Here is a 6730-nt window from a genome sequence, read left to right on the forward strand (position 1 = left end):
AGAATTTGACGATATTCTTGAATCTGCCGGTGACAAAAAGATTAATGTCATTAAGGAAGTTCGCGCCATCACCGGTCTTGGGCTGAAAGAAGCCAAGGCGTTAGTTGAAGAAGCGCCCAAAGCTGTAAAAGAAGGTATAGCCAAGGAAGAAGCAAACAAAATAAAAGAACAGCTTGAGGGCGCCGGTGCTCAAGTGTCTGTAAAGTAGTTTTGCATAGCTGATAAGCACAAATAGTTTGTGCATAAACTATACGCGGGGGCAAGGCCAGTGGGCCATGTCTCCGCTTTTACGGTTGGAAAAACTCACATCGGGAGATATCATGACCGGAAGTATATTGACGAACAAGCGTGTTAGAAAAGAGTTTGGCGGTAAACGTAAAATTATAGACATCCCTGATCTCATCGGGATGCAAAGAGACTCCTTTGAAGGTTTTCTGCAAAGGGATGTACCACCCCAGGACAGAGAGGAAAAGGGACTGCATTCGGTTTTTAAATCCGTATTTCCCATCAAGGATTTTACCGATACTTCTTCCCTGGAATACGTCTCTTATTCCTTTGGGGAAACCAAGCACTCCATACAGGAATGTATCAGTCGCGGGATGACCTATGACATCCCGGTCAATATAAGGGTTCGGCTTGTCGTCTATGACCATGACAAAGACACAGGTGTGTCCACCATCCGGGATATAAAAGAGCAGGAAATATATTTCGGCACCATTCCTTTGATGACGCCCAGGGGTACCTTCATCATCAACGGTACTGAACGTGCAGTTGTCTCCCAGCTTCACCGGTCGTCAGGTGTATTTTTTGATCATGACAAAGGGAAAAACTATTCCACGGGTAAAATCATTTATAACGCCCGTATTATTCCAGTGCGGGGTTCCTGGATTGATATGGAAATTGATGCCAAGGATATTGTTTATATCCGTATTGACCGCCGGCGTAAATTTCATGTTTCCATTCTTTTCAAGGCATTTGGGTACACTGGAGAAGATATCCTTGATTTTTTCTACACCAAAGAAAAAATTGTTCATAAAAACGGCTCTTATTTCAGGGAATTCATCCCTGAAAATCTGGTTCGGCAGCGGGCTGGCTATGATATCATATCCCCTGAGACCGGAGAGATTGTGGTCCGGGCCGGTCGGATCTTTACCAAGCGCGCATTAAAGCAACTTGCCGATGAACATCTGGATTTTATTCCTATTTCCGAAGAGGAACTCATCGGCAAAGCGTTTTCAGGTAACTTTTACCTGGAAAGCAGCGATCAAGCACCTTTGTTTAAGGCCGGTGATACTATTGCAGAGGACACCTTTAAACTGCTTGAGGAAAAGGGCATTGATACCTTTGAAATTCTTTATGTAGATCCCCGCAGTTCTGATTCCATGCGGAAAACCCTGGTTTCCGACAAGATTACATCCAAGGAAGAGGCCTTGATGGATATTTACCGCAGGCTCCGTCCCGGAAATCCTGCCACCATTGAGGTAGCCCAGGATTTTATTGATCATCTGTTTTTCCGCCAGACATATTATGATTTGTCCAAGGTAGGCCGTCTTAAAATGAACCACCGTCTCGGGGTGAATACGAAAATTGATGTAAAAACCCTGAGAAAAGAGGATGTGCTGCTTACTGCAGCCACGCTGATTGAACTCAAAGACACCCAGGGCCAGGTGGACGATATCGACCACCTGGGAAATCGGCGGGTCCGGGCCGTGGGTGAACTTCTGGAAAACCATTACCGTATCGGTCTTGTCCGTATGGAGCGGGCTATTAAGGAAAAGATGAGCATGCAGGAAGTGGACGCCATGATGCCCCACGACCTTATTAATCCCAAGCCTGTATCTGCGGTTGTTCGCGAATTTTTTGGCACGTCACAATTGTCCCAGTTCATGGACCAGACCAATCCTTTGTCTGAAACCACCCATAAGCGGCGTCTTTCAGCCCTGGGTCCTGGTGGTTTGACACGTGAGCGTGCGGGCTTTGAGGTGCGTGACGTTCACCCGTCCCACTATGGGCGTATCTGCCCCATCGAAACGCCTGAAGGGCCCAACATCGGTCTGATTGTTTCCCTGTGTACCTATGCACGGGTAAATGATTTTGGATTTATTGAAACCCCTTTCAGAATTGTAAATGAAGGAAATGCCAGCAAAATAATTCAGCATTTAAGCGCATTTGAAGAAAAGGAACTCCCCATTGCCCAGGCCAATGCGCCTTTGGATGCTGCCGGCAATTTCATCAACCCCACGGTATCTGCACGGGTGGGCGGGGAATTTGAGATGGTGGCACCCGAAGAAGTCAAGTTTATGGATGTGTCACCCAACCAGCTGGTATCCGTATCTGCATCCCTGATTCCTTTTCTGGAAAATGATGATGCCAACAGGGCGCTAATGGGTTCCAACATGCAGCGCCAGGCAGTGCCCTTGATCCGCAGTGAAGCCCCGTTAGTGGGTACCGGCATGGAAGCGGTTGTCGCCAGGGATTCCGGGGTTACCATTGTTGCTGAGTGGGACGGGGTGGTGGTTGATGTGGATTCAAAGCGTATTGTTGTTAAAAATGATGACAATGATGGTTCAAAATTTAATAAAGCTGTATCCATCTATAATTGTACCAAATTTGTCCGTTCCAACCAGAATACCTGCTTTAACCACAGACCCATTGTGAAGAAAAACGAGCGGGTTAAAAAGGGGCAGGTCATTGCCGATGGTCCGTCCACGGAACTGGGAGAACTGGCGCTTGGAAAAAATGTGACCGTAGCCTTCATGCCCTGGGATGGTTACAATTATGAGGATTCCATCCTGGTATCCGAGCGCCTGGTCAAGGATGGGGTGTACACCTCTGTTCATGTTGAGGAATTTGAGGTCCTGGCCAGGGACACCAAGCTTGGCAAGGAAGAGATCACCAGGGACATTCCCAACGTAGGTGAAGACGCCTTGAAGAATCTGGATGACAGCGGCATTATCCGCCTGGGAGCCGAGGTCAAACCCGGTGATATTTTGGTGGGTAAAATCACGCCCAAGGGCGAAACCCAGCTCTCTCCGGAAGAAAAGCTGCTGCGCGCCATTTTTGGTGAGAAAGCCGGTGACGTAAAGGATACGTCACTTTGTGTGCCTCCGGGTGTTAATGGAAAAGTGATTGATGCCAAGGTCTTTTCACGGCGCGGTCTGCCCAAAGATGAAAGGACACGCCAGATCGAAGACGAAGAGATCGAGCGTTTTGAAAAAGACCGGGATGATGAAATAAAAATTATTTCCGGTGTCGGCCGGGAGAGAGTTGAATCCGTACTTGACGGCCATGCATTGCTCAATGACCTGGAACGTAACGGCAAGGTACTGGTTAAGGCCGGAACAAAAGTGATCCCTGGTCTTTTTGAAAAAATACCTGTATCCGTACTGGTAAATGTTACTGTTGAGGATGCGGTATTAACAGAAAAGGTTCAGGTCATCCTTGAACAAGCCCAGGATCAGATAAAAAAGGCCAGGGAGCATTTCAACCGTCAGGTCTCCAGATTTGAAAAGGGTGACGACCTTCCTCCGGGAGTTCTCAAGCTCATTAAAATTTCTGTGGCCATGCTACGGGTGCTTTCCGTGGGGGATAAAATGGCCGGCCGCCACGGGAACAAGGGTGTTGTTTCAAGGATTCTCCGGGTCGAGGACCTGCCTTATTTTGCAGACGGGCGGCCCGTTGACATGGTGCTTAACCCCCTGGGCGTGCCTTCCCGTATGAATGTGGGCCAGATTCTTGAGATCCATTTGGGCCGGGCCGCTTATGCCCTGGGCCAGCAGATTGATGAGATGCTGGAGGAAAAACGGCTGGACGCATTGCGGGACAAGGCCAAACAGATATTCGCTTTGACCCGTAAACAAAGGGAAGGGCAGGTGGATGATGTCATTGTCCGGGATATTGATGCCATGGATGATGAAAAATTTATAGAATTCGTCTCTCGGTATAAAAACGGGGTGCATACCGCCACTCCGGTATTTGACGGTGCCACAGAGGAAGAGATCAAGGAATTGATTGGCATGTCGGAAAGTGACCCCTCAGGGCAGTCAATCCTTTATGACGGGCGTACAGGAAGACCCTTTGATAAACCGGTTACTGTGGGAACCCTGTATATGCTCAAGCTTCATCATCTGGTTGATGACAAGCTGCATGCACGGTCCATTGGACCGTATTCCCTCGTCACCCAGCAGCCCCTTGGCGGCAAGGCCCAGTTCGGGGGCCAGCGTCTCGGGGAGATGGAGGTCTGGGCCATGGAAGCCTATGGTGCTGCCCATGCGCTCCAGGAATTTCTTACGGTGAAATCCGATGACATGACCGGCCGGACCCGTATGTATGAAAAAATTGTTAAAGGCCAGAATGTCCTGGAACCTGGAATGCCTGAATCTTTCAGGGTTCTGATTAAAGAGCTCAATGCTCTGGGGCTGGATATGAATCTTATAGAAGGCAGCAAATAAGGAGAAGACATTGGATAATATATATGATTTCTTCGCAAAACCCAAGGATCCCCAAAGTTACCAGGGCGTTCAGATCAGCCTTGCATCCTCAGACCAGATTCGGGAATGGTCTTACGGCGAAATAAAAAAACCCGAGACCATCAACTACAGAACGTTTAAGCCCGAACGTGACGGTCTTTTCTGTGCCAAGGTATTTGGACCGACCAAGGATTACGAGTGCAATTGCGGTAAATACAAACGCATGAAGCACCGGGGTGTGGTGTGTGAAAAATGCGGGGTTGAGGTTATTCAGTCCAAGGTCAGACGCGAGCGTATGGCGCATATTGAACTGGCCTCTCCTGTATCCCATATCTGGTTTCTTAAAAGCCTGCCTTCCAAGATCGGTAATGTTCTGGATATCACTTTGAAGAATCTGGAAAAGGTTCTCTACTTTGATTCATATATTATAATCGACCCCAAGAGTACCGGGTTGAAAAAGATGCAGCTGCTCTCCGATGACCAGTATTATGAGGCTGTTGAAGCATTTGGTGAAGAGGGCTTTCATGCGGGGATCGGCGCCGAGGCTATCTTAATCCTCCTTAATGAGATTGACCTTCAGGCGGTTCATGACGAACTGACCGAAGAGATCGGCTTGACCAAGTCCATGGCAAAGCAGCAGAAAATGGCCAAGCGCATGAAGGTAGTTGATGCCTTTTTGACCTCAGGTATAGAGCCTTCCCGGATGATCCTGACAGCCTGCCCCATTCTGCCGCCGGATCTGCGCCCCCTTGTCCCCCTTGAAGGCGGCAGGTTTGCCACGTCCGATCTCAATGATCTGTATCGCCGGGTGCTCAACCGCAATAACCGTCTTAAACGTCTGGTTGATCTCAATGCGCCGGATATTATTGTCCGAAACGAGAAGCGGATGCTCCAGGAAGCTGTGGATGTGCTTTTTGACAATGGCCGCCATGGCCGGGTGGTCACAGGTACCAACAAACGTCCGTTGAAATCCCTGTCTGATACACTTAAAGGCAAACAAGGGCGTTTCCGCCAGAACCTTTTAGGTAAACGTGTGGATTATTCCGGCCGTACCGTTATTACCGTGGGGTCTGAGCTGCGGCTCCACCAGTGCGGCATTCCCAAGAAAATGGCTTTGGAACTGTTCAAACCGTTTATTTACAATTACCTTGAGCAGAAAAACCTGGTCTCCACGGTTAAAAGTGCCAAGAAAATGGTCGAGCGCGAGGAGACCGAAGTATGGGATGCCCTTGAAGCCGTGGTAAAGGAATACCCGGTTATGCTTAACCGTGCGCCCACCCTGCATCGGCTCGGGTTCCAGGCATTTGAGCCGGTATTGATCGAAGGCAAGGCCATTCAGCTTCATCCCCTGGTGTGTCCCGCATTTAACGCTGATTTTGACGGGGACCAGATGGCCGTCCATGTGCCGCTGTCCCTGGAATCCCAGCTGGAAGCCAGGATCATGATGCTCTCCACCAACAATATTTTGTCCCCGGCAAACGGCCAGCCCATCATTGTTCCCACCCAGGATATTGTATTGGGTATTTATTATATGACCCGGGCAATGTCCCGCCGGCAGGGTGAAGGCGTCACCTTTTCAAGTATTGACGAGGTCCGTTTTGCCTTTGATGCCGGAGAACTGGATATCCACGCCAAAATCAAGGTGCGCATTGACGATGTGATTTATGATACCACCACCGGCCGGATTCTTCTGTGGGAAACCATTCCCGGTGATGTCCTGTTGAACATGAGCCGTATCCGGACCGAAAATCTTGAGGATGCCGAAGCTGCCTTTGCTGAATTGAAGTCGGGTGAAGATTTTAATGCTGTTCTTGATAAATACGGGGATGAGGAAATTAAAAAGACCCGGGGGACAACAGGTGTTTTAACACGTAAGGAATTTAAAAATCTTTTCCATGTTTCCGACGTGGTGGTGGAGCAGCTTTACGGACTTAAACAAGGGCAGTTCACCGATGTCCGGATGGTTGGCGAAAAATACACCATTTTCAAAGTGGATGAAAGAAGCTCTACCCTGCCGTTCAGCCTGGTGAACAAGCTGATGGATAAGAAATCCATTGTAAAACTCATTGATTATGCCTACAGAAATATCGGTTTGAAGGAAACAGTTATTCTTTCCGACCGCCTTAAGGACATCGGATACAAGAATTCCACACTTGGCGGTTTGTCCATCTGCATTGATGATATGATTATTCCGGAAAATAAATGGCAACTTATTGGTAAAGCCGAAAAGAATATCGAAGACATCAAAGAGCAGTATTCCG

At 48.6% G+C, this 6730-nt stretch carries 3 protein-coding genes; all 3 read left to right on the forward strand.

Annotated elements, in window-relative coordinates; translation table 11 throughout:
* Positions 1-208, forward strand: a 208-nt coding sequence (gene rplL, locus AB7U36_RS15460) for a 50S ribosomal protein L7/L12 (protein ID WP_428160614.1), incomplete at its 5' end; no start/stop codon positions are given.
* A gap of 112 nt (positions 209-320) precedes the next feature.
* Positions 321-4451: a DNA-directed RNA polymerase subunit beta gene (rpoB, locus tag AB7U36_RS15465; protein ID WP_428160615.1), complete on the forward strand. Its 4131-nt coding sequence runs from the start codon at positions 321-323 to the stop codon at positions 4449-4451.
* 10 nt (positions 4452-4461) lie between these two features.
* Positions 4462-6730 (forward strand): DNA-directed RNA polymerase subunit beta' (gene rpoC, locus AB7U36_RS15470; RefSeq protein ID WP_428160616.1); only part of this gene is annotated, 2269 nt, incomplete at its 3' end.

This window comes from Desulfobacter sp., from assembly GCF_050177295.1.